This window comes from Variovorax sp. 350MFTsu5.1, from assembly GCF_048302515.1.
In the GTDB taxonomy this organism is placed as follows: Bacteria; Pseudomonadota; Gammaproteobacteria; order Burkholderiales; family Burkholderiaceae_C; genus Variovorax; species Variovorax guangxiensis.
Genome location: NZ_CP157620.1, coordinates 4,616,092 through 4,641,592 on the forward strand (window position 1 = coordinate 4,616,092; position 25,501 = coordinate 4,641,592).

Here is a 25,501-nt window from a genome sequence, read left to right on the forward strand (position 1 = left end):
GCCGCCTGCGCCGCACTGCTCATGCTCGCAGCCGGCTGCGCCGTCGGCCCCGACTACAAGACGCCCGACACACCCCTGCCCGTGAGCTGGAAGCTCGAGGAGCCGTGGCGCGTGAGCACGCCCAGCGACAGCGCCGACAAGGGCCCGTGGTGGAAGCGTTTCGACGACGCCACGCTCGACACGCTGCAGGCGCAGGCCCTGGCCGGCAGCCCCACGCTGGCCATCGCCAACGCGCGGCTGGCGCAGGCACGCGCCACGCTGGCCGCCACTTCGGCCAGCCGCTATCCGCAGCTCGGCCTGGGCGCGCGCGCCTCGCGCCTGAAGATCTCGGCCAACCGGCCGCTCACCAACTACGCCACCGCCAATTCGTCGACGGTGCAGAACGACTTCGCCGTTTCGCTGAACGCCAGCTACGAACTCGACCTTGCGGGCCGCGTGCAGCGTACCGTCGAGGGCGCGGCTGCCTCCGCCGAGCAATCGGCTGCCGACCTCGCCAACACCAGGCTGCTGCTGAGCGCCGAACTCGCCAGCAACTACTTCAACCTGCGCTCCACCGACATCGAGCTCGACGTGCTCTCGCGCTCCATCGGCCTGCAGCGCCGCGCGCTGGAACTGGTGACGGCGCGCCACGACCTGGGCGCGGTATCGGGCCTCGATGTGGCGCAGCAGCAGGCGCTGCTGGAAACCACGCTCACGCAAGTCGACGTGCTGAAGAAGCAGCGCGCCCAGTACGAACACGCGCTGGCCACGCTCACCGGCACGCCCGCGCCCAACTTCTCGCTGCCGGTGGACCTGCGCGAAATCAAGCCGCCCGCGGTGCCGCTGGGCGTGCCCTCCGAAATCCTCCAGCGCCGGCCCGACGTGGCTTCGGCCGAACGCGCGATGGCCGCGGCCAATGCGCAGATCGGCGTGGCCACGGCCGCCTTCTATCCCAGCTTCGTCATCTCGCCCACCGTGGGCGTGGACAGCCGCCTGATCGAGACGCTCTTCAACGGCCCCAGCCTGCTGTGGTCGGTGGGCGTGTCGGCCACGCAGGTGCTGTTCGACGGCGGGCGCATCCGCGCGAACGTCGACTTCGCCAAGGCCGGCTACGACGTCACCGTCGGCAACTACCGCCGCACCGTGCTCACGGCGATGCAGGAGGTGGAAGACGGCATCACCGGTCTCTCGGCGCTCGACAGCGCCACCACGCAGGCGCAGTCGGCCGTGACGGCTGCACGGCGCGTGCTCGACATGGCGACCAGCCGCTACGAGGGCGGCGCATCGACGTACCTCGACGTGATCACCGCGCAGCAGTCGCTGCTGACGGTGGAGCGGCAGGCCGCGCAGTTGCAGGGGCAGCGGCTGCTGACATCGGTGTTCCTGGTGAAGGCGCTCGGTGGCGACTGGTGCGGCGCCGACACGGCAGGCGCGCCGTCGAGCTGCCCCGCCCTCGATCGGACCGCCAAGGCCGGCTGATCGACGCGCGGCTCAGCCGGCAGGAGCCCCCACGGAAGCCGAACCCCAGTCCTGGCTGGCGGCAAGCTTCTCCATCGCCATCTCGACGAAGGCCGACACCGCATGCGGAATGTGGTGGCGGCTGGCGTAGATCACGCTCAGGCCACGCCCCGCCCGCCTGTAATGCGGCAGCACCGGCACCAGCCGGCCGGCGGCGACGTCGGACGCCACCAGGATCGACGGCAGCGCGGCAATGCCCAGCCCCGCGCACGCGGCCTTGCGCAGAACGTCCTGCATGTTGCTGACGAAGCGGCCCCGCACGCGCACGTCCTGCTCCGCGCCGTCGGCGTCCAGCAGGCGCCAGGTGGCGTAGCTACCCGCGTCGGGCGGCGGCGTCACGCAGTGGTGTTCGCCCAGCTCATGCAGGCTGGCAGGCTGGCCGTGCGCGGCCACGTAGCCCGGGCTTGCGAAAAGGCCACCGTAGCTGGCGAATATCCTGCGCGTCGCGCTACCCGCATCCCGCAGCGGGCCGCCGCGAAAGGCGACGTCGATGCGCTCGGCGACGAGGTCGGCCGCCGCGTCGCTCAGGACGAAGTCGATCCGTACGCGCGGATTCGCGGCGAGGAAGCCGGACACCCACTCCATCGGGAAGAAGTCGAAGAAATTGCTGGGCGCGGCCACCCGCACCGCCCCGCTCGGCTCCTGGCTGCCCGCGAGCTGCAGTTGCCCGGCGGCCATGAGCTCGTCGACCGCGGGCAGGCATCGCTCGAGAAAATCCTGCCCGCCGCTGGTCAGCGCCAGCTTGCGGGTCGAACGCTGCAGCAGGCGGGTGCCCAGGTGCGCCTCCAGCTGCCGCACCCGCCGGCTCAGGGTGGCGGAAGGCATGCGCAGGTGCCGCGCGGCTTCGGCAAAACTGCCCAGCCGCGCCACCTGCACGAACATGGCGACTTCATTGAGATCCAGCACCGGAGACTGCCTGCGGCTTTCTCAGAAGTCCATCAGCTTGTCGACTTCCTGCGTCTTGCGGCGCGCGAGTGCGAGGTTGGCGCGCTGCTTGTCGAGCACCACGTAGAGGAAGAGTCCCTCCTTCACCGACGAGGGCCGAAGGATGTGGTACTGCCTGCCGAGGGTGATGAGCATGTCCTCGATCACGTCGCTCAGGCCCAGCGCGCGCATGGTCTTGAGCTTGGCCCGCACCACCTCCGTGTTGCCCGCCGCGGCGATCTCCATGTCCACGCCCGAACCCACGCTGCCGAGGATCATGCCGCTGCCGGCGTCGACGACGGCAGCGCACATGGCCCCGTCGATGGTGAGGATGTCTTCGAGCGTGTGCTTGATGGAAGCCAAGTTTTTCTCCGGAAAAGTCGTTGAAGTCGAGTGAGGGGGTCGCTGCGTACGGGAAGAGACCCGCGCGCCACGCAGACGCGCGCGAGGAAATCGGTCGTCACACCTCGGCGAGTGCCTTGGCGAGCTGGGCGGCGCGGTACGCCACCATCGCGGGAACGGCGCTGTCTCGCGCCAGCACGTTGATCACGAGGTCGGCATCGCGGCGATGCACGCTGTGGAACACCGCGAAGCCCGAGTCGGTGAGCACCATCACGCTCTCGCGGCGGCCGAGGCGGGCCTCCTGCGACACCACGTCGCCGATCGCCACGATGGAGCTGCCCATGGCGGCCACGCGCGCCGGGTCTGCGTCGCCGGCGGACGCGGAGGCCACGTCGAAGCCGTCCGCGGTGGCGACCACCACCGCCGTCACGCCGCTCAGCTCTTCGACCAGCTTGCGCGCTTCGCGCTGCGCGTGCGCCGTGGCAGTCCTGGACAGGCCGTGTCTGGTGCTCACTCTTCGTCTCCCCGCATGTCGGCTTCGAGTTGCATGAGCAGCGTGTCGATCAGCACAAGCACATCGCTCCTGCGGCGCACGTCCACATCGAGAACGGGAAACACCCGGCCGGTGGATGCGAGCCGGTCGGCATAGTCGTCGAGGGTGGGCACGGCGTGGGACTGCATCCGCCCCACGCCCACGACGCAGGGCAGTGTCCGCAGATGCTCGGCGAATCCGTCCAGGTACACGCACAGGTCGGCCAGCGGATCGGGCCGCGAGTTGTCCATCAGCACGATCAGGCCCAGCGCGTTCCTCGCGAGGATCTTCCAGAGAAAGTCGAAACGGGCCTGACCGGGCGTACCGAACAGGCGAACGATGTCGCCGTTGTCCAGCGTGAGCTGGCCGTAGTCCAGCCCGACCGTGGTGCGGGCCTTGTCGATGGACGCGTCGGAATTGCGCACGTCGGTCACGACCGGCGCGACCTCGCTCACGAGGCCGATGGCCGTCGTCTTGCCAGCGCCCACGGAGCCCGTGACGAGGATCTTGTGCTCCCTCATGGCGCGCGCAGGCCCAGCCGGCGGCGGATGCGTTCGATGAAGCTGCGCGCGAGATCGCCGCCGCGCAGCGATCTGTCGCTGCGGGATATGGCCGGCGGCAGCGCTTGGGCCACACGCAGCTCCAGCACGCCTGCCTTGCGCAGCTCGTGCAGGAAGGCCACGCACTGGGAGAAAGGCAGCTGGCTGAGGTCGGCCAGCTCGGTCGCGTTCAGTGCGCGCCGCGACAGCAGGCTCGCCATGCGGATGTTGTCGAGGTCGTTGCGCAGCAGCATGGCCGGCGGCCAGCGGCGCAGCATGAAATGCTCCGCGTCGGACACCTCGACTTCCAGCGCTGTCTGCTCGTGCAGCGTGAGGCCGCCGGGCTGCGCCTCGCGCAGCGCGTGCTCGATGCTGCGCAGCCACTGCTGCAGCCTGTCGGCACGGATCGGCCGCTCCATGGTGCCGGGCTGCCACCCCGCGTTCATGCTGGTGAGCCTGAGCACGGCGGCGGCCATGCTGCCGGCCAGCCCGGGATATTCATGCTCCGCAGAAGAGCCGTCGACCAGCAGCGCGTCGTAAGGCGGCGCGTCGACCAGCTGCCAGGCGAAGCCGGGCTGGCCCGCAGAGAGCCTCATGATCGTGCGGATCAGGACCGCCTCTGCCATGGGCAGTTTGTGGATGCCGAGCCTCAGCATGGATGTGTCCCCTGCGCCGCGACCATGCCTGGTCAGTTCGTCGAGGCCGTGTCGCGCCAGCCTTGGAGGCACGGCGCAAAGATGCGGTCCAGCGCGCCGGCGGCCGCCTGTTGAAAGCGTTGCATGCCGATGTGGGCCGCCACGAAGCCGTCCGGACCACCAAGGGGTCGTCCGCTCACCAGCTCGCTCTTGCAGCGGGGCAGCAAGGCGGATGCGGCAACGGCCAAACAAGCCAGAAGGACCGCCGATTCGATCAGCGTGAACCCCCTGGTGACGCGCGAAAGCCGTTGTTCTGCCTGTTGGTTTTCTGCACCCGTCGACCTTTTATTCAACCCGTTCCCCTTGCTGTAACCTGAAGCATCCATTTCCCTATGCGGAAATGATGAAAATGAATGAGTTTTTTCGTGCGCTCGCAATGCAGACATGCCGAATTGCATGTCCATCAAAAGGATTCGTGACAATTGTTTACGGAATCTGTTGTGCTGCGCTAGCACACAAAATGAGTTTCAGCCGATCAGCTTTCGATGCAATCCGCACGATCTGGCCGAATCAATTGCACCAAATTAAGGCAGATTGCCCGCATGTGGTGCATCTGCAATCAGCAGATATGAGCAACACCCGTTTGGGCGCCGGTATTCAGCGGCAGACCGACGAATCGAGATGCGGCTCCAGCCGGCGTTCACTCGTCTCGGCTGGAGGAGGCATCCACTCCTGCAGGCTGAGCTTTTCAACCGCCATGTTCACGAACGCCGTGACCGCAAGCGGTCGCTGCTGGCGACTCGGGTAGACCACGCTCATGCCGCGTCCTGCCCGCACGTATTGAGGCAGCACCGGCACCAGCCGGCCCGCCGCCACTTCGGACGAGGTCAGGATCGCCGGCAGGGCGACGATGCCCAGCCCGGCGCAGGCGGCCTCGCGCAGCGCTACGTGCGTGTTGCTGCTGAAGCGCCCCCGAACCCGCACGTCTTCTTCGCAGTCGTCGGGGCCTTTCAGCCGCCATGTGGCGAAGCTGCCCGTCGCTGGCGGCTGGGTAACGCATTCGTGCTCGCTCAATTCGCGCAGATCGCGAGGCGCGCCGTTCGCCGCAAGATAGGCCGGGCTGGCAAGGAGGCCTCCGTAGCTCGTGAAGATGCGGCGCGCCACGTAACTCGAATCCTCGAGAGCCCCGATGTGGAACGCGACGTCGATTCGATCGGCGATGAGGTCGGCCTGCAGGTCGCTGAGGACGAAGTCGATCTGCACCGCCGGGTGCGCGGCCAGGAAGGCCGACACCCAGCCCATGTCGAAGTACTCGAAGAAGCTGGCCGAAGCCGCCACCCGGATCGCGCCACTGGGCTCCTTGTTGCCCGCCACGTGCGACTGCCCGGCCTCTATCAGTTCTTCCACCGCAGGGCCGCAGCGCTCGTGGAAGGTCTGGCCCGCGCTCGTCAGCGTGAGCTTGCGGGTGGAGCGCTGCATCAGGCGGGTGCCCAGCCGCGTCTCGAGCTGCTGGATGCGCCGGCTCACTGTGGCCGAGGGCATGCGCAGGTGCCGCGCGGCCTCCGCGAAGCTGCCCAGGCGCGCCACCTGGACAAACATGGCGACTTCGTTCAGATCGAGCAAGAGATTCCTTTCCTGGATGACTGCTGCAAAAAGCCTGCTTCTATCAATTTCGCTATTGCTATCAATCGATATTCAAATCGAGATCAATTCAGCCCGAATAGCGGTGCGATATGCCGAACCCGCGCAAAAGCGCGGCGGCCAATACTGAGCACCGGCTGACTTTCCGCAATTGGCGGACGCCCTATGGAAAAATGCCGCGAATCTCAATGACATTGCGGCAATATTCATTGCCCGGCTGTTTATAAATATCGACAGACGATTGATCTAATCCATCACCCACCGTCGAGGTCGGTTGGCCGGCGGATGACCTCGACTTCGGATCGCCCATGCAAGTTTTCACCGATGCCCAGGCGCTGCGCTCGCCGCGCTGCCTGGACGACCTGCTCCTGTACCGCCTCTCCCGGGCCATTCGTCCGGGCAGCGGCATGGCGACGCGCCTCGTCGAAGGAGGCTTCGGCATCACGCACCGCGAGTGGGGAATGATCGGCATGCTTGCGCAGATCGGCGAGATCACCTCCTCCGCCTTCGCCGAGCGCCTGCACCTCGACCGCGTGCGCACCTCGCGCGGCCTGCGCAGCCTTGCGGAGAAGAAGCTGGTGGAACGCCGGCGCGACGCCGAGGACGGCCGCGAGGTGCACGTGCGGCTGAGCGCGGCGGGCCGCGAACTGTGCGATTCGGTCTTTCCGAGGATCGCGCGCCTGAACATGGACCTGCTCGAAGCCATCGACGAAGAGCATCTCGACGTCTTCCTCACGTGCCTGCGCCGGCTCGAGCTGCGCGGCAAGGAACTGAGCGCGCTGGGCACGGTGCCGGAAAAGGCGGACCGGCGCTCGGGCGGCACGCGCCACAGGTGGCCGGGCCGCAGCGCCTGAGCAGGCCCGAAGCGCGATCGCCAGGAAATCGTCGGAAATTTGACAGTTCCGGCGCCGAACGGTGCCTACCATCCGGCACCACATGAACACCGACACCAAAGACAACCGCTCCGTCCGGCGCGCCCTGCTGACCGGCGGCGCGCTGCTGGCCGGCGCTGCAGCCACAGGCGCCGGCTACGTTCTCACCCACTCCGACCAGCCCATCGCCATGGACGACTTCTCCAATCTGCCCAGCGCCATGCGCACCCTCGAACGCTTGCGCACCGCACCGCTGCGCACCCGCTCGGGCTGGGACCTGGCGCAGGTGCTGCACCACAGCGCGCAGAGCGTCGAATACTCGCTCGACGGCTTCCCCCAGCTCAAACCCGCGTGGTTCCGCGGCTCGCTGGGCAGCATGGCATTCGCGGTGTTCTCGGCGCGCGGCCGAATGAGCCACGGGCTCGAAGAGCCCATTCCCGGCGCACCGGCGATCGCGTCAGGCCAGCCGCTCGATGCCGCGGTGGAGCACCTGATGAGCGCGCTGGGCCGCTTCGAACGCCACGGCAACGCGCTCGCGCCGCACTTCGCCTACGGGGCGCTGAGCAAGTCGGAGTACACCCGGGCGCATCTCATGCACCTGGCGAATCACTGGGAGTTGGTGGACGCCGGCTGACGCGCGCTTCGAGGGCTTCGCGCCCGATGCGGGTTCGCGTTCCGGCGACAACCTCTTCGTTGCGGATCTCGCCGTTGCCGGTGACGTCCTGCTCGTCGGCCTCGTCGAGGCGGCGGCGGCGGGGGTGGCGGCTGGCTCGACAGTGCACGGTCATGCATGCACCGGCAGGTATTCTTCGGCCATCGAAGAACCGAAGGAGACGGCGGACATGTACACGGAACAAGGCGGCGAAGGCGCGGACCTGCTTCTCTTGCTGCACGGAATGGGCGCGACGGGCGCCGTGTGGTCGCCCCTGTGCGCCGATGCCGGCACCCGCTGGAAAGGCCGCTGGTTCGCACTCGACCTGCCCGGCCATGGCGGCTCCGGCACGCAGGACTCCTACGCCATCGGCCAGCACGCGGCGAGCGTCGCGCGCGCCGTGCTGCCGCATCTGCAGCCAGAAGGGCGCCTCGTGGTGCTCGGGCATTCGCTGGGCGGCGTGATCGGCCTCGCGCTCGCCACGGACTGGTTCGGCCTCCTGCCGCATCGCGTCTTCGCGGCCGGCATCAAGATCGCTTGGAGCGACGAGGAAGTGCGCCGCATGGACTCGCTGGCGCTGCAGCCCGCGAAGCTGTTCGCCACCGAAGAGGAAGCGCGCGAGCGTTACCTGAAGGTGTCGGGCCTCGCCGCGGTTGCCGGTGCGCCGGCATCGGTGTCAGCGCGAGGCATCGCGCACGGCGACGGCGGCTGGCGCCTTGCGATGGACCCGCGCGCCAACGCGGTGGGCAAGCCGCCGCTATCGGAGCTGATGGCGCTCGCGCGCTGCCCCGTTCATCTCGCGCGCGGAGGCAACGATGCGATGGTGACGCTGGAGCAGACCCGCTCGCTCGACGCCGAAGCGCGCGACCTCGGGCCGTATGGGCACAACGTGATGGTCGAGGCGCCCGCGCAAGTCTGGGACTGGATGGCTTCCTTCAGCTGACGCGCAGCTCTTCGATCCTGCGGATCGGTACGGCCACTTCGGCCACTTCGGCGGCACGCGCCCTCAGCTGGCCGCACCCGCCGTCGATGTCCTGCCCCGCCGACTGCCGCAGCTTCGTCAGGATGCCGCGCTCGTGCAGCGTGCGGGCAATCTGCTCGCAGCGTTCCCAGGACGGTCGGTTGAAGTCGACGCCATCCACCGCGTTGAACGGAATCATGTTCAGCACGCCCCACTTACCCGAGAGCAGCCGGACGATGCCGTCGATCTCGTCCTGCCCATCGTTGACGCCTTCCAGCAGCGTCCACTGGTACTGGATGGGGTAGCCGGTGGCCCGCGCGTAGCGTTCGCCCGCGGCGACCAGTTCTTCCGGCGTCATGTTGGGCGCGCGCGGAAGCAGCTTCCTGCGCAGCCCGGCCTTGGTGGTGTGCAGAGAGAGCGCCAGCGCGGGCCTGACGCGCTCCCCGGCCAGTCTCTCGAACACGCGCGGATCGCCCACGGTGGAGAACACGAGGTTCTTGTGGCCGACATTGCCCACGGTGCCGAGCAGCTCGATGGCCTCCAGCACGTTGTCCATGTTGTGCGCGGGCTCGCCCATGCCCATGAAGACCACCTTGCGCACCGGCCTGCGCATGCGCGCGAGCGCGACCTGGGCAATGATCTCGGCGCTTCCCACCTGCCGCAGCAGGCCGTCGCGGCCCGTCATGCAGAACTGGCAGCCGACGGCGCAGCCCACCTGCGACGACACGCAGAGGCCGTCGCGCGGCAGCAGCACGCTTTCGACGGTCTGGCCGTCGGCGAGCGCGACCAGCAGCCGCTCGGAACCATCGGCGCCCGGATGCGCCGCGACCACGCGCGCCAGCCCCGCAAGCTCGGCTTCGATGGCTGGCAGTGCCTCCATCAACGGCGCGGGAAAGAAGCTCGCGGGCAGGCGCCTGCCGCTGTTCCTGGGCAGGGCGTGGGACCACAGCCGCAGGATGCGCTGCTCATGGCTGGGGCCGGCTCCGGCTTTTCGCAGCCGCTCTTTCAGTTCGTGGATTCGCATGCGCCCTCTGGGGCTGGAAGCTTCCCGTGCCTGCCGGCTGCCCTTTTTGCAGCAGCGCCGAACGCACGGGAGGATGGTCGACAAGCCCCGGATTGTGCACGGCGCCGGCCGCCTCAGCCCTGCGACTGCAGCCTCATGGCCCGGCGGCGGCTGCTGGCGATCATGGCCGAGCCCGCAAGGCACAGCACCGCGAGCAGGGCCAGCGCGGCGCTGGTGCCGCGGGTGAAGATGGCCACGTCGAGGCCGGAAAGCCCCGCGCCTGCGTTGCCTAGAACGCTGCGCTGCGAGCCTGGCGAAAGCCGCGCCAGCGCCACGCTGAGCGCCAGCGCGGTGCCCACCATGATTCCGGTGTTCTGCAGTGTCGAGCGCACGCCGTTGGCGATGCCCCTGCGCTGCGGCGTCACTGTCTGCAGGATCGACGCGTTGTTCGGCGTCACGAAGCTGCCGATGCCGAGGCCCAGCCCCCAGAAGCACAGCGACAGCGGCACCGCGCCGATCTCCGGCCGCAGCAGCGTGGCCAGCATCGCCAGCGCGCCTGCCGCGAGCAGCATGCCGCCCACGCACACCGCCTCGGGACTGAAGCGCCGGATCAGCATGCCCGCCACGGGTGCGGCCATCAGCATGCCGAATGCGACCGGGGCCACCCGCAGGCCCGCCTGCGAGGGCTCCAGCCCCGCGCAGGCCTGCAGATACAGCGCCACCAGCACCAGCGGCGCGGCCTGCGCCATCGACAGCAGCAGGATGCCCGCGTAGGCGCTGCGGCGCGCCGGGTCACCGAACAGCGAGGGATCGACCAGCGGGCTCGATGCGCGCACCTGGACCCTGCAGAACAGCGCAATGGCGCCAAGCCCCGTGAACATGAACGCCCACACCGGCGTGCTCGTCCAGCCGCGCGTGCCCGCCATCGAGAGCGCGTAGGTCACGCATCCGATGCCGACGAAGGAAAGCGCCGCGCCCGCAAGGTCGAAGCGCTCGGACCGCACGGCTGCGCCCACTGGCAGCACCTTCCACGACAGGGCCAGCACGCACAGCCCCAGCGGCACGTTGAGCATGAAGAGCACACGCCAGCCCCACCACGACACGACGAAGCCGCCGGCCAGCGGGCCCACGACCTGCGCCAGCGCCGCGACCATGGCGAGCACGCCGAGCGCCAGCCCCATCCTGCGGCGGCCGAAGGCATCACTCACCAGCGCGCTGGCATTGGCCATGACGCCGGCCGCGCCCACCGCCTGGCAGATGCGTGCCGCCAGCATCAGCCCGGCGTCGGGCGCGAAGGCGCATGCCGCGCAGGCGGCCACGAATAGGCACAGCCCCGCGAGGAAGAGCCTGCGCCGCCCCCACAGGTCTGCCAGCCGCCCGAAGCTGAGGATGCAGACGGTGCTGACCAGCATGTACGACAGCAGGATCCAGCTCGCCTGCGTGGGCGAAGCATGCAGGCTGCGCGCCACTGCCGGCAGCGCGACGTTGAGCGCGCTGAGGTTGAGAAAGCACAGCAACGCCCCGGCGCTGGCGGCTGCGAGCACCGCCCAGCCAGCCCTGTCGTCCGCACCCTCGCTGCCCACACTGCCGGTAGTCACTTGCGTTCAGTCTTCGCTCTTGAAGCCCGAGGCCTCGACGATGGGGCGCCAGTACGCGCGGTCCGAGGCCATGATCCGCTTCACTTCCGCGCCGGGCAGCCCCGTGGGCTCGAGGCCCATGCGGTCGACCTGCCCGCGCACCTGCGGGCTGCGCATTGCGGAGAGAAAGGCCGACTCCAGCTTCGCGACCACGTCCTTCGGCGTGCCGGCAGGCACGAACGCGGCGTAGGCGGCATTGGCGCGGTCGAAGGCGTCGTAGCCCGACTCCTTGATCGTCGGAACATCGGGCAGCCAGCTCAGCCGTTTCGTGCCCGCCACGCCCAGGATGCGCAGCTTGCCCGCGCGATGCAGTTCGAGCTGGCTGGCCAGCGCGTCGGCACCCAGCGGCACGTGGTCGCCGACGATGTCGGTGGCCAGCGGCGCGCCGCCCCGGTAGGTGACGGGCGTGAGCGGCACGCCGATGGCCTTCGACAACTGAAGCAGGCTGAAGTGCAGGCCGCCGCCGAGGTTGGTGAGGCCGACGCTGCCGCCGGAAGGGTTCTTGCGCACCCATGCGACGTATTCCGCGAGCGTTTTGAACGGCTGGTTCGCGCCCGCGGAGATCACGCTGGGCACGTTCGCCAGGTGCGCGAGGGGAACGAAGTCCTTGTCGACGTCGTAGTTCAGCCGCGCGTAGGTCATCGGAAAGAGCACGAACGGCGGCGTGGCCCCGAGCAGGATGGTTCGGCCGTCGGGCTTCGCAGCCTTCACCGCCTCGATGGAGATGCGGGTGGAAGCGCCGGGACGGTTCTCCACCAGCACGGGCTCCTTCAGCGTGGTGCGCAGGTCCTCGGCCAGCGAACGCGCGAGGCTGTCGAGCGCGCCGCCCGGCGGAAAGCCGATGATCAGCCGGATCGGCGTGGCGCTGTCGGCATGCGCGGCCGCGCCGGCCAGGGCGATCGAGGCGCCCAGCAGAAGTGTCTTGAGGAACGAGGCCATGGTGGGAGTACCTGCGGAGTTGGGAACGGGTGGAGGGCCGGCTCAGAAGGCCAGCACGGGCAATGCGTTCGCCGGCCTGTGCGCGGCCTCGAAGCCGGCCGCGGCCTGCAGCAGCTGCTGGTCTTCGCGGAAGCGGCCGACCAGCTGCATGCCGATGGGCAGGCCGTCGCGTCCGGCGCCGCAGGGCAGGCTGATGGCGGGATGGCCCGTGAGGTTGAAAGGCATCGTCCACGGGAACCAGTTCGGCCTCAGGTCGGCATAGGACTGGCCGTCGATCTCGATGCTTCCGAACAGGTCCTGGTCGATAGGCAGCGCCGTGCGCGAAAGGGTCGGCGTGAAGATGAAGTCGTGCGTCTCCAGTTGGGCCTGCACCCGGCGAAAGAGCGCGGTCCTGGCGAACATGGCCTGCTGGAAGGCGACGCCGTCGACGTGCTGCGCCAGCGCGAGCTGCTGCAGCAGCGAGGGGCTGAGCTTCTCGCCGTGCGCCTCGGCCAGCGGAGCGAAGCGGCCGCGCCAGCTGGTGTGGTTGATCACGCGCCACACCGGCTCGACGTCATAGCCCTCGTCGGGCATCTCCTCCAGTTGCGCCCCCATCGAGCGCAGCGTGGCGAGCGCGGCCTCGAAGGCGGCGGCGACGTCGGCGGAAACCGGGCGCCCTTCCAGCGTCGCACGGTACAGGACGCGCTTTCCGCGCAGGTCGGAGGCGGGCCGCAGCGCGTCGAAGTAAGGCTGCGCGGGCACGCCCAGCGACCACGGGTCGCAGCCGTGCGCGCCGGTCATGGCCTGCAGCATGAGCGCGGTGTCGGCCACGTCGCGCGTGGTGGGCGTCACGTAGGTGTAGTTGCCGAAGGCGTCCTGCACCTGGCTGTGCGGAACCACGCCCAGGCTCTGCTTCAGGCCCACAACGCCGTTGCAGGCGGCGGGAATGCGGGTGGAGCCGCCGCCGTCGGTGGCGATGGCCAGGGGCGCGACGCCCGCCGCCATGGAGGCGGCCGCGCCTCCACTGGAGCCGCCGCTGGTGCGCGTGGCGTCCCATGCGTTGCGGGTGCTGCCGAAGAGGGGCGCATCGGTCATGCACTTGGCACCGAACTCGGACGAGGTGGTCTTGCCGATCAGGATGCCGCCGGCCTGGCGAATGCGCGCCACGGCCAGCGCGTCCTGCGAAGGAACGTGGTCGCGGTGCAGCACCGAGCCGTAGGTGGTCCTGACGTCCGCGGTGTCGACGATGTCCTTCGCCGTGAAGGGCAGGCCGTGCAGCAGGCCCTGCGCCTCGCCCTTCATCAGGGCCGCCTCCGCCTTCCTGGCCTCTTCCATGGCCTGCTCGTGGCATAGGGTGACGAAGCAGTTCAGCAGCGGCTGCACCGCATCGGCGCGGCGCAGCACCTCGGCGACGATCTCCACCGGCGAGAGCTTGCGTTGCGCGACGAGGGAGCGCAGTGTCACGGCAGACATTTCGCAGATCTCGGACTTCGGAAGACGGGGATACTTTTGCATGCGCAAATGATTGATGCGCCCCCAAAGCCAGTCCAATACTGTTTTCTCGAAAAGGCATATGACCAGCGTATGGCAGCACCAGACTTCAGAACGCTCCGCTACTTCGTGGCCGTTGCCGAGGAACGCAGCGTGGGCAAGGCCGCAAGGCGGCTCAACATGGCGCAGCCACCGCTGTCGGTGCACATCCGGAACCTGGAAGCCTCGGTGGGAACGCCCCTGTTCCAGCGCACGGCGCGCGGCATGGAGATCACCGATGCCGGCAATGCGCTCTTCAGGCGCGCGAAGGAAGCCCTGCTGCTGGCCAACGAGGGCTTCGACGCCGCGCGGGCCATAGGCTCGGGCAGCAGGGGCCGGCTCACCGTCGGAACCATGGTGGTGCTCTCTTACCTGGTGCTGCCCCGCCTGGAGAATGCGCTGCGCGCGAAGCTGCCCGACGTGGAGATCCAGTACGTGGAGCTCAACGCGGTGAACAACATCTCGGCCGTCACCGATTCCGACGTGTCGGTGGCGATCTGCATTCCGCCCATCGCGCAGGCCGGCATCTCGGTCGAGCGCATCGGCACCCAGCCGCTGATGCTGGCGGTGCGCGCGGATTCGCCGCTGGCGCGCATGGCCAGCGTTCCGCTGCAGCGGCTCGAGGGCGTGCCGCTCATCGGGCTGCCGGTGCCCGAGGGCGATCTCGACAAGTCGGTGGTGGCCTCGATGCTGCGGCGGCACGGCGTCGGCATGCCCGTCGCGCAGCGGGTCGAGACCATGGTGTCGGCGCTGGCACTGGTGCTCGCGGGCCAGGGCGTGGCCATCCTGCCCGCATGCGCGCGGATCGGCCGGCCGCCGGGCGTGGTGTTCAGGCCGCTGCGCAACGTCGACGCGAAGATGGAGATCGCCGCCTGCTGGCGCAGCGACTGGGACAGCCCGCTGATCCAGCCCTTCCTGGCGTGCGCGCGGGCCTCGGTGCGACAGGCGGCCTAGCTAGGGCCTGTTCACACTATTTCCGGGGTCGCGTTGGTGCTTCAAGGGGCTGGCTGCAAGGCGCCCGTGCGCAGCAAGGCTGAAGCCTTGCAAGCGCGGGCAACGCCGCAGACGGCCCCTTGGAGCACCAACCCTGCGGGAAGGGCAGCCAGGGCGGGCCACTCGGCGTTGCGTTCCTAGCGTGTGCGCATGCACACGCGTCGTCACGCGCCTTGATTGGCCCGCCCTGGCTGCCCTTCGCGACCCCGGAAATAGTGTGAACAGGCCCTAGAACAGGCTGCCCTGCCCCGCCACGCCCGGCGGGCGGAACGCGGAAATCTCGAGCGGAATGCGCTCCCGGTTGTAGCCCAGGCGGTTCGTCGCCTTCTGGAAGCGCTGGTGGATCAGGTCGGCCCACAGGCCCGAGCCTTTCATGCGCGTGGCGAAGTCGGCGTCGTAGTCCTTGCCGCCGCGCATCTCGTGGATGCGCGCCATGATGCGGTCGGCGCGCTGCGGGTAGTGCAGCGCCAGCCACTCCTTGAAGAGCGGAGCCACTTCCCACGGCAGGCGGACCACCGTGTAGAAGGCGCTGCGCGCGCCGGCCTCCCATGCGGCTTCGAGCACCTGTTCCATGTCTTCGGTCACGAAGGGAATCTGCGGCGCCACGCTCACGCCCACCGGCACGCCGGCCTCGGTGAGCGTGCGGATCGTGCGAAGCCGGCGGTGCGGCGCGGCGGCACGCGGCTCCAGCTTGCGGGCGAGGTCGCCGTCGAGCGTGGTCACGGTGATGTACACGGCCGCCAGGTGGTCGGCCGCCATGGGCGCGATCAGGTCGAGATCGCGCTCGACGGCGCTCGACTTGGTGACCAGCGCGAACGGGTGCCGCGCCTCGCCCAGCAGCTCGATCACCGAGCGCGTCAGCCGCAGTTCGCGCTCGATGGGCTGGTAGCAGTCGGTGGCGGTGCCGATGGCGATGTAGCTGGGCCGGTAGCTCTTGCGCCCGAGCTCGGTGCGCAGCACCTCGGCGATGTTGCGCTTGGCGATCAGCTTGGTCTCGAAGTCGAGGCCGGGCGACAGGTTGAGGTAGCTGTGCGTGGGCCGCGCGAAGCAGTAGATGCAGCCGTGCTCGCAGCCCCGGTAGGGGTTGAGGGAGCGGTCGAAGTAGATGTCGGGCGAGTCGTTCTCGTTGAGGGCCGACTTCACGTCCTCGAAGCGCACCTCGGTGGCCAGGGGCTGCAGCGTCTCGGCCTCGGCCGCGCCTTCTTCCAGCGTGCCCCAGCCGTCGTCGAAGGCGTCGCGCTCGTCCTTGGAGAAACGGTGTGCGATGTGCGTGGCCGCGCCGCGGCCCTTGATGGCGTGGATGGGAATGAAGGCGGCTGGCATGGTCGGCGACTCCTTGGTAACTCGATTTACTGTTTATTCATACAGTATTCCACTGATTCACCGTCATTGCCGATTTTTTAATTTCTTTCTTGACAGAAATTTCGAGAATCCTAAACTCGGCGCCATGGAACTCACCGACATCCAACGCAAGTTCGTCCTGCACTGGGGCGAAATGGGCTCGCTGTGGGGCGTCAACCGCACCGTCTCGCAGATCCACGCCCTGCTCTTCGCCTACGGCAAGCCCATGAACGCCGAGGAGTTGTGCGACACGCTCGGCGTGGCCCGCTCCAACATCAGCAACAGCCTGAAGGAACTGCAGGCCTGGAACCTGGTCCGCATCACCCACACGCTGGGCGACCGGCGCGACTATTTCGAGACCAGCGTCGACGTGTGGGAGCTGTTCCGCACCGTGGTGCGCGAGCGCAAGGAGCGCGAGTTCGACCCCACGGTGCGCGTGCTGCGAGAGCTGGTGTCCAGCCCCGACTTCCAGAAGGAGCCCGCCGACGCGCAGGACCGCATCCGCTCCACGATGGAGCTCATGGAGAAGCTGGCCACCTGGGCCGACGAGATGCTGCGGCTGTCGCCCGGCACGCTCGACAAGGTGATGACGCTGGGTGCCAGCGTGCAGAAGTTCGTTCGCGGCGATTCGTCGCAAGGCGGCAAGGGTGACAAGGGCGAAGACCCGGACGCGCACCACGCCAGCCTTCCCATGATCTGAGTCTCTTTTTTTGCCCAATAGTTTCTGTTTTGACAGAAATATCGAGAACAAAGAACGCCATGAGCCACATCGCAACACCTGTCTACCCGCTCACGATCTATTTCGATGCAAGCTGCGCGATCTGCTCCGCCGAAATGGGCGCCCTCAAGGCACGCGACGCTGCCGGCCGGCTTCAACTGGTCGACTGCTCGCCCATCGGCTTCACCGGCGGCCCGGCACCGCGCGAGGCGCTGATGGCGGCCATCCACGTCTCCAGCGCCGACGGCAAGGTGCACGTCGGCGTGCCGGCCATCCGCATCTGCCGCGCGGCGGTGGGCCTGTCCAGCGGCGGCCTGCTGCTCGACCTGCCGCTGGTCGCGCCGCTGGCCGATTGCGCCTATGCGCTGCTGGCACGCAACCGCTACCGCGTTCCGCGCTGGCTGGCCGCCAGGCTGGCGGGGCGCGTCGCCCCTTCATGCGATGACGGCAACTGCCGCATCTGAAGAAGAAACAACCACACGAGGGAACCCACCATGCCCACCGTCTTCCAGCCCGACTTCCGCATGCCGCGCGGAACTGTCGAGCACACCGGCGCCCCCATCACCGCCGAGGACACGCAGGACTACTTCACCGAGGTCGCGACCGACTACAGCGCCTGGAGCCCCAGCTACAACATGCACTTCGGATTCTGGCGCGCGGGGCTGAACCCGCTGCGACGCGAGGGCATGCTGGTCGAGATGAACCGCATGGTCGGCCGTGCGCTGCGCCTCGACGATGCACCCCGCCGCTGCGTGATCGACATGGGCTGCGGCGCCGGCGCCACCGCGCGCACGCTGGTCGGCGACCACGCATCGCTCTATGCCATCACCGTGACCAACGTCGCCGTGCAGAACCGCATCGCCGCGAAGCTCGATGCCGCGGCCGGTGTGGCCGACCGCATGGCCCACATCGAAGCCGACTACACCCGCACCGGTCTGCCTGCGGCCCAAGCCGACGGTGCGTGGGCTGTAGAAAGCGCCTGCTATGCCGGCGGCACCGACAAGGCCGACTTCATCCGCGAGGCCGCGCGACTGCTCAAGCCCGGGGCGCGCCTCGCGGTGGTCGACGGCTTCCTGCTGCGCCGCAACCCCGGCCGGCTCGCAAGCTGGCTGCACCGCCTGTGGGCTGACAGCTGGGCCGTGCCCACGCTGGCCGTGCGCGAAGACTTCGTTGCCGCATTGCACGAGAACGGCTTCGAAGACGTCGAAGTGAAGTCACTGCGCTGGCGCGTCGCGCCCAGCGCGCTGCACATCCCCGTTCTGGCCACCCGCTTCACGCTGGCCGAACTCTGGAAGGCGCGCGGCAAGCTGAGCCCGTGGCGGCGCAAGCACATCGTGGCCAGCTACTGCGCACTGGCGCTGGGCATGTTCTGGCGCGACTTCGACTACTGCATGGTCACCGCCACGCGCCGCGCCGACTGAGCACGACACGAATACAGACAGAAAGAGGAGAAGAGGCTTTTCATGCAAAACGTCCCCGAAGAAAGCAGGCTCGCCGAGATGGCACCCGTCGAACCGCAGGAAGCACAGCCCAGGCCCGTTCGCGGCATGCCCTTCGGCTGGTTCTGGCCGATGGCCATCGGTGCCGCGGTCGCGCTGGTGCTGCGCCTGTTCTTCAGCAGCGCGCCCGGCAAGCCCTACTCGGCCATGCTGGCTTCGTTCGTCTACTTCGTGCCCGCGGTGTGCGGCGCGGTCACGGTGTACATGGCCGAGCGCATCGAGCGCCGCAGCTGGGGCTACTACATCTGGGCGCCGTGGGTGGCGACCTCGCTCTTCGTCGGCGGCACGCTGCTGGTGTTCATCGAAGGGCTGATCTGCGCGATCGTCATCGTGCCGCTGTTCGCCACCATGGGCAGCGTCGGCGGGCTGGCGATGGGCATCGTGTGCCGCGTCACCAACTGGCCGAAGCAGGCCGTCTACAGCTTCGCGATGCTGCCGCTGGTGCTCGGCGCCATCGAGCCCCAGTTGCCCAACCCCGACCAGTTCTCCAGCACCTCGCGCACGCTCTTCATCGCCGCGCCGGCCGAACGCGTTTGGCACGAGCTCAACGCCGCGAGCGACATCCGCCCAGCCGAGGTCGGCGACGCATGGGCCTACCGCATCGGCGTGCCGATGCCGGTGTCGGGCATTACCGTCGACACACCCGAGGGCCGCGTGCGCCAGGTGCAGTGGCAGAAGAACGTGCACTTCGAGGAAGTCATCACCGAGTGGCAGCCCAACCGCCTGCTGAAGTGGCGCTTCCGCTTCTCGCCCGATTCCTTCCCGGCCGGCGCGCTCGACGACCACGTGATGATCGGCGGCCACTACTTCGACCTGCGCGACGCCACCTACACGCTGACGCCGCGCGACGGCGGCACCGAGCTGCGCGTGGCAGTGTCGTGGCGGCTGAGCACCAGCTTCAACTGGTATGCCGACCGTGTCATGCATCTGCTGCTGAACGATGCCTCGGAGAACATCCTGCGCTTCTACAAGGCGCGCAGCGAGGCCGCGACAGCAGCTGCTGCAGGATGACAACGATGCAACCCGTCTTCCAGCAGGCGCTCGGCCCCGCCTGGGACCGACTAGGCGAGGTCATCCGCCGCCACTACACGATGAGGCCGTTCTCCGACGACCATGTCTGCGTGCGCGGCACCATGGACGAGGTCTGGCACGCGCCGTGGGCCGCGCTGCTGATGCCCTTCGGCCGGCTGTTCGGCGCGCTGGTGCCGCACCAGGGCAAGGAAGTGCCCATCGAGGTGCACTACCGCTGCCGCCCCGACAACGCCACGCTCCACTGGGACCGCGTCTTCCACTTTCCCGGCAGGCCGCTCTTCCACTTCCGCTCGCACATGGAGCACGACGCGGCCCATGGCAGCGAGGTGACCGAGTACGTGCGCTTCGGCATCGGCATGCGCCTCGCGGTGAGCGCGGAAGAAGGCGCGGTGGTGTTCCGCGACCTGGGCTACGTCTGGCGCGTCGCGGGGCTGCGCATTCCGCTGCCGCTCGGCCTGTTCATGGGTACGGCCTATGTGGAGGAACGGCCCGATCCGGCCGACGCCGACCGCTTCACCATGAAGATGCTGCTGCGCCACCGCTGGTTCGGCGACGTGTTCCGCTACAGCGGGCGCTTCCACCTCGGCCCGCGAACAGGATCACAATGAGCGCACCATGCCTCGCCGCCCAGAAAACCTCTACGCCCAGTACCACGCCCACGTCTATTTCGGCCCCGACACGCTCGCGCAGGCCAAGGCCCTCTGCGAACGCGCGGGCCGTGAGCTGATGGTGGTGGTCGGCCGCGTGCACGAGCGGCTGGTGGGCCCGCATCCGCACTGGAGCTGCCAGCTCGCCTTCGACGCCGCCGAGTTCGACCAAGTCATCGAATGGCTGGAAGCCAACCGCAACGGGCTCGACGTGTTCGTGCACGGCGTGACGGGCGACGACCTCGCCGACCACACGACGCACGCCATGTGGCTGGGCGAGGAAAGCGAGCTCGACCTGCGGATGTTCCGCCGCTAGGCCGTCTCTTCGGTACCCGCGCCGTGCACCTTGAAGAAGGTGGCGCCCTCCACCTTCTGCCCGATGGCCTTCTCGTAGGCCTCGCGCACCTCGTCGGGCTGCCCGGCCTGGCCGAAGAAGTCCTTCAGGTACGGCCCCAGCAGCGGATGCGCCGCCAGCTCCCTGAGCGGCAGGCCGTTGATCATCTCGTCTCGGCAGGCCGAAGGCAGGAACACGTTGCGGTTCTTCTCCGGATCGCGGATCAGCCCCTTGGGCTCGTGGGCCGGGTCGGCCTGCATCGCCTCCAGCTCCTCGAAGAAGCGGCGCCGCATCATCACGATGCCCTTGTCGCTCTGGCCCAGCTTCTCGCGCGTGCGGTCGGTGATGGCGCCCTGCCCCACCCACACCACGAAGTCCTGGTTGGCGACATGGCTGGTGATCCAGCGGCCCGTCGCCAGGTCCTTGATGGGTCCGTACCAGGAGGGAATGCGCCCCTGCACGTAAGGCTCCTGTTCGTTCGGCACACGGCTCAGCACCCACAGCACGCTCAGCGTGTTGTGGTCGTCGATGGGCACGCGCCATTCGAAGTGGTGGCCCAGGAAGAAGCCGTTGGGCCACAGCGTGACGCGGCCGGTGGTCCACATCACGTTGTCCTCGCGCTCGCCGCCGCGCAGGCGCCTGTAGACGAAACCGTGCTCGAACTCCTCGAAGGCAAGCTTCAGGTGCGTGGGCACATAGGGCCCCTCGTCGCCCTGCAGGCGCGTGGTCCAGTTGTTGTGGGTCCACTCGAAGTGCACCGGGTCGATGGAGTTCTCCTGGCACTGGAACCAGTTGCACGGAATCTCGGCGAACACCGCCTGCGCGAAGCCGTTCGCGCAGTTGAAGAGTTCCCAGTCTGGCAGCAGCGGCGCGGGCTGCGGGCCCATGTAGGCCCAGAGCAGACCGGCCTTCTCCTGCACCGGGTAGGCCTTGATCTTCGTGTTCCTGCGCATGCGCGCGCCGGGGTCCAGAGTTTCCTCGAAGGGCTGGTGCACGCACTGGCCGCTCTGGTCGTACTGCCAGCCGTGGTAGCTGCAGCGCAGGCCGCATTGCTCGACGTAGCCGTAGGACATGTCGGCGTTGCGGTGCGGGCAGCGGCGATCGACCAGGCCGTAGTTGCCGCTCAGGTCCTTGTAGAGCACCAGGTCCTCGCCGAGGATGCGCAGCGGCTTCACCGCCTTGTCGTCGAACTCGCTCGCGCCCGCGATCGGGTGCCAGTAGCGGCGCAGGTAGTCGCCCATCGGCTTGTCCGGGCCTACTTCGGTCAGCAGGCGGTTCTTCTCTTCGCTCAACATCGAATGGTCTCCTTGTCGCTTGTCTTCAATCGGCGCGGATGCCGAACTCGCGCACCAGCCTGCCGAAGCGCTGGTCGTCGTCCGATATCTGCTTGGCCAGCACGGCCGGCGCTCCGCCCACGGGTTCGATGCCTAGCGCGGCCATCCTTGCCTGCACGTCGGGCATCTTCAGGATCTCGTTGAAGTGCCTGTTGAGCGCCTGCACCACGTCGGCGGGCATCGCCTTCGGGCCGAGCAGGCCCATCCAAGCGCTCACGTCCACGTCCTTGAAGCCCAGTTCGATGAAGGTGGGCACCTCGGGCATCAGCTTCGTGCGCTGGCGTTCCGCGACGGCGAGCGGAAGCAGCTTGCCGGTGGCGATGTGGCCCGCCACCGCGCCGGGCGTGATCCAGCCCACGCTGACGTGGCCGCCCAGCGTGTCGTTCACCACCGGCGCCACGCCGCGATACGGCGCGTGCGTGGCCGAGATGCCGGCGTCCTTGTTCAGCAATTCGCCCGCGATGTGCATCGGCGAGCCCGCGCCCGGCGTGCCGTAGGTGACGGTCTTGCCGGCCTTCGCCCCGGCCACGAGCTGCGCGACGCTCTGGATGCCGCTCGCGGGCGAGGTCACCAGCAGCAGCGGGATGTTGCCGGTCTTCACGATGGGGGTGAAGTCCTTCACCACGTCGTGCGCCACGCCGGGGCCGGCCTTCAGCACATGCTGCGCGATGGGAAAGGTGCTGGGCGTGAAGAGCAGCGTGTAGCCATCGGCGGGCGCCTTCGCGACCCATACGTTGCCGATCATGCCGCTCGCGCCGGGCCGGTTGTCGACCAGCACCGGCTGCCCGGTGCGCTGCGAGAGCTTCTCTGCGTAGGTGCGCGCGATGGCGTCGGTGTCGCCGCCCGCCGGGTAGGCCACGACGATGGTGATGGGCTTGGAGGGCCATGCCTGCGCCACGGCCGCGGTGGCGGCGCATAGCGAAAGAACGGCTGCTGCAGCGGCTCGGGCCGCGTTTCGGTGGTGAAACAACATGCTCTTTTCCTTCTCGGTGGGACGACGTTGGGGTCGAACGCACTGTAGAAACGAGGCTGCGCGGCCAGAAGATATAGTTTCACTGAGTGAACCTTTTTTCTGGAGGCCGGCATGTCCGACACCATGGGCACGCAGAGCGTGAAGTCGATCGACGCGCTGCGCCGCGGGCTCGACGTGATGCTGGCCATCCAGCGCTCCTCGGCCGTGACGCTGCAGGAGCTGCACCGGCAGACCGGCGTGTCGAAGGCCACGCTGCTGCGCATCCTCAAGACGCTGCAGCAGGCGGGCTGGGTGGAACGCAGCGAGCACGACAAGCGCTACGTGCCCGCGTCGGCCACCGGCCAGTCGGGGCCCGTGGCGGCATGGCGCACGCGGCTTTCGGCGCTTGCTGCCCCTGCACGCGCCACGCTGCAGCGGCTGGTGCCGTGGCCCATCGACCTGGGCGTGCGCGACGGCACGGCGATGCTCATCCTCGACACCGACCGGCCGCGCAACGGCCTTGCGGTCAACTACCGCGCGCTGGGCTTCCGGCCGCCGATGCTGCTGTCGTCGCTCGGCCGCTGCTACCTGTCGTTCTGCCCCGAGGAAGAGCGGCGCGAAATCCTCGCCGCACTGGCGCGCTCGCCGAACGATTTCGACCGCAGCGCGCGGCGCCCCGAGAACATCCGCCGCATGGTGGCGCATGCGCGCGACCTGGGATACGTGGCGCGCGACCCGACCTCGACCAGCCTGGATTCGCCCGACCGCTTCGGCGCGGTGTCGGTGCCGCTGCGGCAAGAAGATCGGGTGGTGGGCTGCCTCAGCTGCGCGTGGCTGCCGGCGGTGAAGAGCGAGCGCGAGATCGTGTCCGCGTACCTGGCCGACATGCAGCAGGCCGCGCAGAGCATCGAACGCAAGCTGGCGCAGGCCGGCTTCGGGCCGCCGCCTCCAACGAATGCATGAAGTGCGAAGCCGGGCCGGCGCTCAGAACTCCGCGTCGAGCTCGTCGATCTCGTCGGGCTCCTGCTTCGCGGCAGCCACCCATTCCTTCATGGCCGGCAGCTCCATCACGCGCTTGCAGTAGGCGGCGCAGGCGCTGTCGAGCGCCACGTCGTAGCTCAGGAAGCGCGTGACCACCGGCGCGTACATCGCGTCGGCCATGCCCGGCTGGCTGCCGAAGAGAAACGGGCCGCCGTAGGCCTTGAGGCACTCGCGCCAGATGGCGACGATGCGGTCGATGTCGGCCTGCGCGCGCGACCACACCTTGAAGTTCTTGAAATGGGCCTTGATGTTCATCGGCAGCGCGCCGCGCATCGAGGCGAAGCCCGAGTGCATCTCGCCGCAGATGGCCCTGCAGTGGGCACGGGCCGCGATGTCGGAGGGCAGCAGGCCGGCCTTGGGCTTGATCTCGTTGAGGTACTCGCCGATGGCCAGCGTGTCCCACACCTTCACGCCGCCGTGCTGCAGCGAGGGCACCAGCATCGACGACGACAGCAGCAGCATCTCGGCCTTCATGGCCGGGTCGTCGGGCGGGATCACCTTCTCGCTGAAGTCCAGCCCCGCCAGCCTGCACATCAGCCAGCCGCGCAGCGCCCACGCGCCGTAGTTCTTGCTGCTGATGGTGAGTACGGGTTTGGCCATCTCGGAGCTCTCCTTGGGCGTTGCGCCTTTGCCCGTGCCGCGTGCAAGCCCCATGCCATGCGGCTGGCCCGCAACTTGCCTGCGCGATGCCCATGCTGTACCGGGCCTACCAGAACCAAGCCGACCTGCTCTCCCCGGCGCGGCTCGCGGCGCAGTACATGGCCAAGGCGCTGTGGAAGGAAGGCACCGAGCGCACCATGATGCGGCGCATGGCCGCCCAGTTCGAGGTGTTCTCGCGCATGCGGCTGACCCACACCCGGCCCGACTACGGCATACACAGCGTGGTTTCCGACGGCACCGAGGTGGCCGTGCACGAGGAGAAAACCCTCGTCTCCCCCTTCGGCACCCTGCTGCACTTCCGCAAGGACACCGATGCGGTGCATCCGCCCGTGCTGCTGGCCGCACCGTTGTCGGGCCATTTCGCCACGCTGCTGCGCGAAACGGTGCGCACACTGCTGCGCGACCACGACGTGTACCTGACCGACTGGCACAACGCGCGCGACGTGCCGCTGTGGCACGGCGGCTTCGGGCTGGACGACTACACGCTGCAGCTCATCCGCTTCCTGGAGGCCGTGGGCCCGGGCGTGCACATGGTGGCGGTGTGCCAGCCGTGCGTGGCCGCCCTGGCCGCCACTGCGCTGATGGCCGAGGACGGCAACCCCGCCACGCCCCGCAGCCTGACGCTGATGGCGGGCCCGGTCGACTGCCGCATCAACCCCACGGCGGTGAACAAGCTCGCGACCGACCGGCCCATCGACTGGTTCCGGCGCAACCTCATCAGCCACGTGCCCTGGCCGCATGCCGGCATGATGCGGCGCGTGTACCCCGGCTTCCTGCAGCTGTCGGCCTTCATGAGCATGAACCCGGAGCGCCACAAGAAGCAGTTCCAGGACATGTACAGCCACCTGGTCGAGGGCGACATCGAGAAGGCCCGCACCATCGGCACCTTCTACGACGAGTACCTGGCCGTGAACGACCTGCCGGCCGAGTTCTACCTGGAGACCGTGGAGCGCGTGTTCCAGACCTACGACCTGCCGCTGGGCAGACTCACCGTGGGCGAGCGCACCGTGAACCCGGCCGCCATCCGCCGCACGGCGCTGCTCACTGTGGAAGGCGAGCGTGACGACATCTGCTCCGTGGGGCAGACGGTGGCGGCGCAAGACCTGTGCACCGGCATCCGGCCCTACATGAAGGCGCATCACCTGCAGGCCGGCGTCGGACACTACGGCGTGTTCAGCGGCAGCAAGTGGAATGCGCAGATCTATCCGCGCGTGCGCGAGACGATCCATGCGGCAGCCGAGCTGAACGGCTGAGAGAGCAAAAACAA

28 protein-coding genes are annotated in these 25,501 nt (G+C 68.5%); 13 read left to right on the plus strand and 15 right to left on the minus strand.

The features are described 5' to 3' along the window. The first annotated feature begins 21 nt into the window (after positions 1–21). Entirely contained in the window at positions 22–1,458 is a 1,437-nt protein-coding gene (locus ABL843_RS21085) for an efflux transporter outer membrane subunit (protein ID WP_418120499.1), read from the plus strand. A 12-nt stretch (positions 1,459–1,470) separates the two neighbouring features. Here the strand turns inward: ABL843_RS21085 and ABL843_RS21090 are convergent, their stop codons facing one another. The 7 genes from ABL843_RS21090 to ABL843_RS21120 form a co-directional block, all read right to left on the minus strand. Further along, on the minus strand, positions 1,471–2,403 hold the full coding sequence (locus ABL843_RS21090) for a LysR family transcriptional regulator (RefSeq protein WP_418117161.1): 933 nt from the start codon (positions 2,401–2,403) through the stop codon (positions 1,471–1,473). Between the two features lie 21 nt (positions 2,404–2,424). Beyond that, positions 2,425–2,784: a hypothetical protein gene (locus ABL843_RS21095; protein WP_418117162.1), complete on the minus strand. Its 360-nt coding sequence runs from the start codon at positions 2,782–2,784 to the stop codon at positions 2,425–2,427. 97 nt (positions 2,785–2,881) lie between these two features. Beyond that, positions 2,882–3,277: a roadblock/LC7 domain-containing protein gene (locus ABL843_RS21100; protein WP_418117163.1), complete on the minus strand. Its 396-nt coding sequence runs from the start codon at positions 3,275–3,277 to the stop codon at positions 2,882–2,884. Further along, the gene (locus tag ABL843_RS21105) at positions 3,274–3,816 is read right to left on the minus strand and encodes a GTP-binding protein (protein ID WP_418117164.1); all 543 of its coding nucleotides are present in this window, start codon (positions 3,814–3,816) and stop codon (positions 3,274–3,276) included. The genes ABL843_RS21100 and ABL843_RS21105 overlap by 4 nt, the downstream gene beginning before the upstream one ends. Beyond that, the gene (locus ABL843_RS21110; RefSeq protein WP_418117165.1) at positions 3,813–4,490 is read right to left on the minus strand and encodes a hypothetical protein; all 678 of its coding nucleotides are present in this window, start codon (positions 4,488–4,490) and stop codon (positions 3,813–3,815) included. Before ABL843_RS21110 ends, ABL843_RS21105 begins: the two co-directional genes overlap by 4 nt. A 32-nt stretch (positions 4,491–4,522) precedes the next feature. Continuing rightward, the gene (locus ABL843_RS21115; protein ID WP_369661514.1) at positions 4,523–4,933 is read right to left on the minus strand and encodes a type II secretion system protein; all 411 of its coding nucleotides are present in this window, start codon (positions 4,931–4,933) and stop codon (positions 4,523–4,525) included. A gap of 193 nt (positions 4,934–5,126) precedes the next feature. Continuing rightward, complete coding sequence (locus tag ABL843_RS21120) at positions 5,127–6,092, minus strand: LysR substrate-binding domain-containing protein (RefSeq protein WP_418117167.1); 966 nt, start codon at positions 6,090–6,092, stop codon at positions 5,127–5,129. A 326-nt stretch (positions 6,093–6,418) separates the two neighbouring features. On the opposite strand from ABL843_RS21120, the gene ABL843_RS21125 reads away from it, so the two are divergent. From ABL843_RS21125 to ABL843_RS21135, 3 genes are all read left to right on the plus strand, one after another. Then, positions 6,419–6,964 carry a MarR family winged helix-turn-helix transcriptional regulator gene (locus ABL843_RS21125; protein WP_184641425.1) on the plus strand — a complete coding sequence of 182 codons (546 nt, stop codon included), beginning with the start codon at positions 6,419–6,421 and terminating at the stop codon, positions 6,962–6,964. 82 nt (positions 6,965–7,046) lie between these two features. Beyond that, positions 7,047–7,616 (plus strand): DUF1569 domain-containing protein, encoded by a 570-nt coding sequence (locus tag ABL843_RS21130; RefSeq protein WP_418117168.1) that lies wholly within the window; start codon positions 7,047–7,049, stop codon positions 7,614–7,616. A gap of 208 nt (positions 7,617–7,824) precedes the next feature. Beyond that, positions 7,825–8,577 carry an alpha/beta fold hydrolase gene (locus tag ABL843_RS21135; RefSeq protein ID WP_418117169.1) on the plus strand — a complete coding sequence of 251 codons (753 nt, stop codon included), beginning with the start codon at positions 7,825–7,827 and terminating at the stop codon, positions 8,575–8,577. Here ABL843_RS21135 and ABL843_RS21140 read toward each other — a convergent pair. From ABL843_RS21140 to ABL843_RS21155, 4 genes are all read right to left on the minus strand, one after another. Then, entirely contained in the window at positions 8,570–9,619 is a 1,050-nt protein-coding gene (locus ABL843_RS21140) for an RNA methyltransferase (RefSeq protein WP_418117170.1), read from the minus strand. The two genes, ABL843_RS21135 and ABL843_RS21140, sit on opposite strands and share 8 nt — an antisense overlap. A 113-nt stretch (positions 9,620–9,732) precedes the next feature. Then, the gene (locus ABL843_RS21145) at positions 9,733–11,196 is read right to left on the minus strand and encodes an MFS transporter (RefSeq protein ID WP_418117171.1); all 1,464 of its coding nucleotides are present in this window, start codon (positions 11,194–11,196) and stop codon (positions 9,733–9,735) included. Between the two features lie 6 nt (positions 11,197–11,202). Further along, on the minus strand, positions 11,203–12,174 hold the full coding sequence (locus ABL843_RS21150; RefSeq protein WP_126024843.1) for a tripartite tricarboxylate transporter substrate-binding protein: 972 nt from the start codon (positions 12,172–12,174) through the stop codon (positions 11,203–11,205). A gap of 42 nt (positions 12,175–12,216) precedes the next feature. Further along, complete coding sequence (locus tag ABL843_RS21155; protein WP_418117172.1) at positions 12,217–13,626, minus strand: amidase; 1,410 nt, start codon at positions 13,624–13,626, stop codon at positions 12,217–12,219. A gap of 111 nt (positions 13,627–13,737) precedes the next feature. On the opposite strand from ABL843_RS21155, the gene ABL843_RS21160 reads away from it, so the two are divergent. Continuing rightward, positions 13,738–14,637 (plus strand): LysR family transcriptional regulator, encoded by a 900-nt coding sequence (locus tag ABL843_RS21160; protein WP_418117173.1) that lies wholly within the window; start codon positions 13,738–13,740, stop codon positions 14,635–14,637. Between the two features lie 267 nt (positions 14,638–14,904). Here ABL843_RS21160 and ABL843_RS21165 read toward each other — a convergent pair whose 3' ends face one another. Continuing rightward, positions 14,905–15,999 carry a PA0069 family radical SAM protein gene (locus ABL843_RS21165; RefSeq protein WP_418117174.1) on the minus strand — a complete coding sequence of 365 codons (1,095 nt, stop codon included), beginning with the start codon at positions 15,997–15,999 and terminating at the stop codon, positions 14,905–14,907. Between the two features lie 124 nt (positions 16,000–16,123). Here ABL843_RS21165 and ABL843_RS21170 point away from each other — a divergent pair, with 124 nt between their 5' ends. The 6 genes from ABL843_RS21170 to ABL843_RS21195 are packed head-to-tail and all read left to right on the plus strand — an operon-like array spanning position 16,124 to position 20,229. Further along, positions 16,124–16,717, plus strand: a complete 594-nt coding sequence (locus tag ABL843_RS21170; protein ID WP_369661506.1) for a GbsR/MarR family transcriptional regulator — start codon at positions 16,124–16,126, stop codon at positions 16,715–16,717. A gap of 59 nt (positions 16,718–16,776) precedes the next feature. Further along, the gene (locus tag ABL843_RS21175; protein WP_418117175.1) at positions 16,777–17,199 is read left to right on the plus strand and encodes a thiol-disulfide oxidoreductase DCC family protein; all 423 of its coding nucleotides are present in this window, start codon (positions 16,777–16,779) and stop codon (positions 17,197–17,199) included. Between the two features lie 30 nt (positions 17,200–17,229). Continuing rightward, positions 17,230–18,156, plus strand: coding sequence for an SAM-dependent methyltransferase (locus tag ABL843_RS21180; RefSeq protein ID WP_418117176.1), 927 nt, complete (start codon positions 17,230–17,232; stop codon positions 18,154–18,156). 42 nt (positions 18,157–18,198) lie between these two features. Beyond that, on the plus strand, positions 18,199–19,245 hold the full coding sequence (locus ABL843_RS21185; protein ID WP_418117177.1) for an SRPBCC domain-containing protein: 1,047 nt from the start codon (positions 18,199–18,201) through the stop codon (positions 19,243–19,245). Positions 19,246–19,250: 5 nt separating this feature from the next. Beyond that, positions 19,251–19,874, plus strand: a complete 624-nt coding sequence (locus ABL843_RS21190) for a DUF4166 domain-containing protein (protein WP_369661502.1) — start codon at positions 19,251–19,253, stop codon at positions 19,872–19,874. Positions 19,875–19,881: 7 nt separating this feature from the next. Beyond that, the gene (locus ABL843_RS21195; RefSeq protein ID WP_418117178.1) at positions 19,882–20,229 is read left to right on the plus strand and encodes a DOPA 4,5-dioxygenase family protein; all 348 of its coding nucleotides are present in this window, start codon (positions 19,882–19,884) and stop codon (positions 20,227–20,229) included. Here ABL843_RS21195 and ABL843_RS21200 read toward each other — a convergent pair. Next, positions 20,226–21,542, minus strand: coding sequence for a Rieske 2Fe-2S domain-containing protein (locus tag ABL843_RS21200; protein WP_418117179.1), 1,317 nt, complete (start codon positions 21,540–21,542; stop codon positions 20,226–20,228). The two genes, ABL843_RS21195 and ABL843_RS21200, sit on opposite strands and share 4 nt — an antisense overlap. A 25-nt stretch (positions 21,543–21,567) precedes the next feature. Next, on the minus strand, positions 21,568–22,554 hold the full coding sequence (locus ABL843_RS21205) for a tripartite tricarboxylate transporter substrate binding protein (RefSeq protein WP_418117180.1): 987 nt from the start codon (positions 22,552–22,554) through the stop codon (positions 21,568–21,570). Between the two features lie 111 nt (positions 22,555–22,665). On the opposite strand from ABL843_RS21205, the gene ABL843_RS21210 reads away from it, so the two are divergent. After that, complete coding sequence (locus tag ABL843_RS21210) at positions 22,666–23,496, plus strand: IclR family transcriptional regulator domain-containing protein (protein WP_418117181.1); 831 nt, start codon at positions 22,666–22,668, stop codon at positions 23,494–23,496. Positions 23,497–23,517: 21 nt separating this feature from the next. Here ABL843_RS21210 and ABL843_RS21215 read toward each other — a convergent pair whose 3' ends face one another. Further along, positions 23,518–24,174: a glutathione S-transferase gene (locus tag ABL843_RS21215; RefSeq protein ID WP_184641438.1), complete on the minus strand. Its 657-nt coding sequence runs from the start codon at positions 24,172–24,174 to the stop codon at positions 23,518–23,520. Between the two features lie 92 nt (positions 24,175–24,266). Between ABL843_RS21215 and ABL843_RS21220 the strand changes: the two genes are divergently transcribed. After that, complete coding sequence (locus ABL843_RS21220) at positions 24,267–25,487, plus strand: polyhydroxyalkanoate depolymerase (protein ID WP_418120500.1); 1,221 nt, start codon at positions 24,267–24,269, stop codon at positions 25,485–25,487. Positions 25,488–25,501: the final 14 nt, after the last annotated feature.

Coding starts and splice junctions, on each gene's coding strand:
- ABL843_RS21085 (WP_418120499.1), top strand. CDS start 22: ATGCTCGCAGCCGGCTGCGCCGTCGGCCCCGACTACAAGACGCCCGAC.
- ABL843_RS21105 (WP_418117164.1), bottom strand. CDS start 3,816: ATGAGGGAGCACAAGATCCTCGTCACGGGCTCCGTGGGCGCTGGCAAG.
- ABL843_RS21110 (WP_418117165.1), bottom strand. CDS start 4,490: ATGCTGAGGCTCGGCATCCACAAACTGCCCATGGCAGAGGCGGTCCTG.
- ABL843_RS21115 (WP_369661514.1), bottom strand. CDS start 4,933: ATGGACATGCAATTCGGCATGTCTGCATTGCGAGCGCACGAAAAAACT.
- ABL843_RS21125 (WP_184641425.1), top strand. CDS start 6,419: ATGCAAGTTTTCACCGATGCCCAGGCGCTGCGCTCGCCGCGCTGCCTG.
- ABL843_RS21130 (WP_418117168.1), top strand. CDS start 7,047: ATGAACACCGACACCAAAGACAACCGCTCCGTCCGGCGCGCCCTGCTG.
- ABL843_RS21135 (WP_418117169.1), top strand. CDS start 7,825: ATGTACACGGAACAAGGCGGCGAAGGCGCGGACCTGCTTCTCTTGCTG.
- ABL843_RS21140 (WP_418117170.1), bottom strand. CDS start 9,619: ATGCGAATCCACGAACTGAAAGAGCGGCTGCGAAAAGCCGGAGCCGGC.
- ABL843_RS21150 (WP_126024843.1), bottom strand. CDS start 12,174: ATGGCCTCGTTCCTCAAGACACTTCTGCTGGGCGCCTCGATCGCCCTG.
- ABL843_RS21155 (WP_418117172.1), bottom strand. CDS start 13,626: ATGTCTGCCGTGACACTGCGCTCCCTCGTCGCGCAACGCAAGCTCTCG.
- ABL843_RS21160 (WP_418117173.1), top strand. CDS start 13,738: ATGGCAGCACCAGACTTCAGAACGCTCCGCTACTTCGTGGCCGTTGCC.
- ABL843_RS21165 (WP_418117174.1), bottom strand. CDS start 15,999: ATGCCAGCCGCCTTCATTCCCATCCACGCCATCAAGGGCCGCGGCGCG.
- ABL843_RS21170 (WP_369661506.1), top strand. CDS start 16,124: ATGGAACTCACCGACATCCAACGCAAGTTCGTCCTGCACTGGGGCGAA.
- ABL843_RS21175 (WP_418117175.1), top strand. CDS start 16,777: ATGAGCCACATCGCAACACCTGTCTACCCGCTCACGATCTATTTCGAT.
- ABL843_RS21180 (WP_418117176.1), top strand. CDS start 17,230: ATGCCCACCGTCTTCCAGCCCGACTTCCGCATGCCGCGCGGAACTGTC.
- ABL843_RS21185 (WP_418117177.1), top strand. CDS start 18,199: ATGCAAAACGTCCCCGAAGAAAGCAGGCTCGCCGAGATGGCACCCGTC.
- ABL843_RS21190 (WP_369661502.1), top strand. CDS start 19,251: ATGCAACCCGTCTTCCAGCAGGCGCTCGGCCCCGCCTGGGACCGACTA.
- ABL843_RS21195 (WP_418117178.1), top strand. CDS start 19,882: ATGCCTCGCCGCCCAGAAAACCTCTACGCCCAGTACCACGCCCACGTC.
- ABL843_RS21200 (WP_418117179.1), bottom strand. CDS start 21,542: ATGTTGAGCGAAGAGAAGAACCGCCTGCTGACCGAAGTAGGCCCGGAC.
- ABL843_RS21205 (WP_418117180.1), bottom strand. CDS start 22,554: ATGTTGTTTCACCACCGAAACGCGGCCCGAGCCGCTGCAGCAGCCGTT.
- ABL843_RS21210 (WP_418117181.1), top strand. CDS start 22,666: ATGTCCGACACCATGGGCACGCAGAGCGTGAAGTCGATCGACGCGCTG.
- ABL843_RS21215 (WP_184641438.1), bottom strand. CDS start 24,174: ATGGCCAAACCCGTACTCACCATCAGCAGCAAGAACTACGGCGCGTGG.
- ABL843_RS21220 (WP_418120500.1), top strand. CDS start 24,267: ATGCTGTACCGGGCCTACCAGAACCAAGCCGACCTGCTCTCCCCGGCG.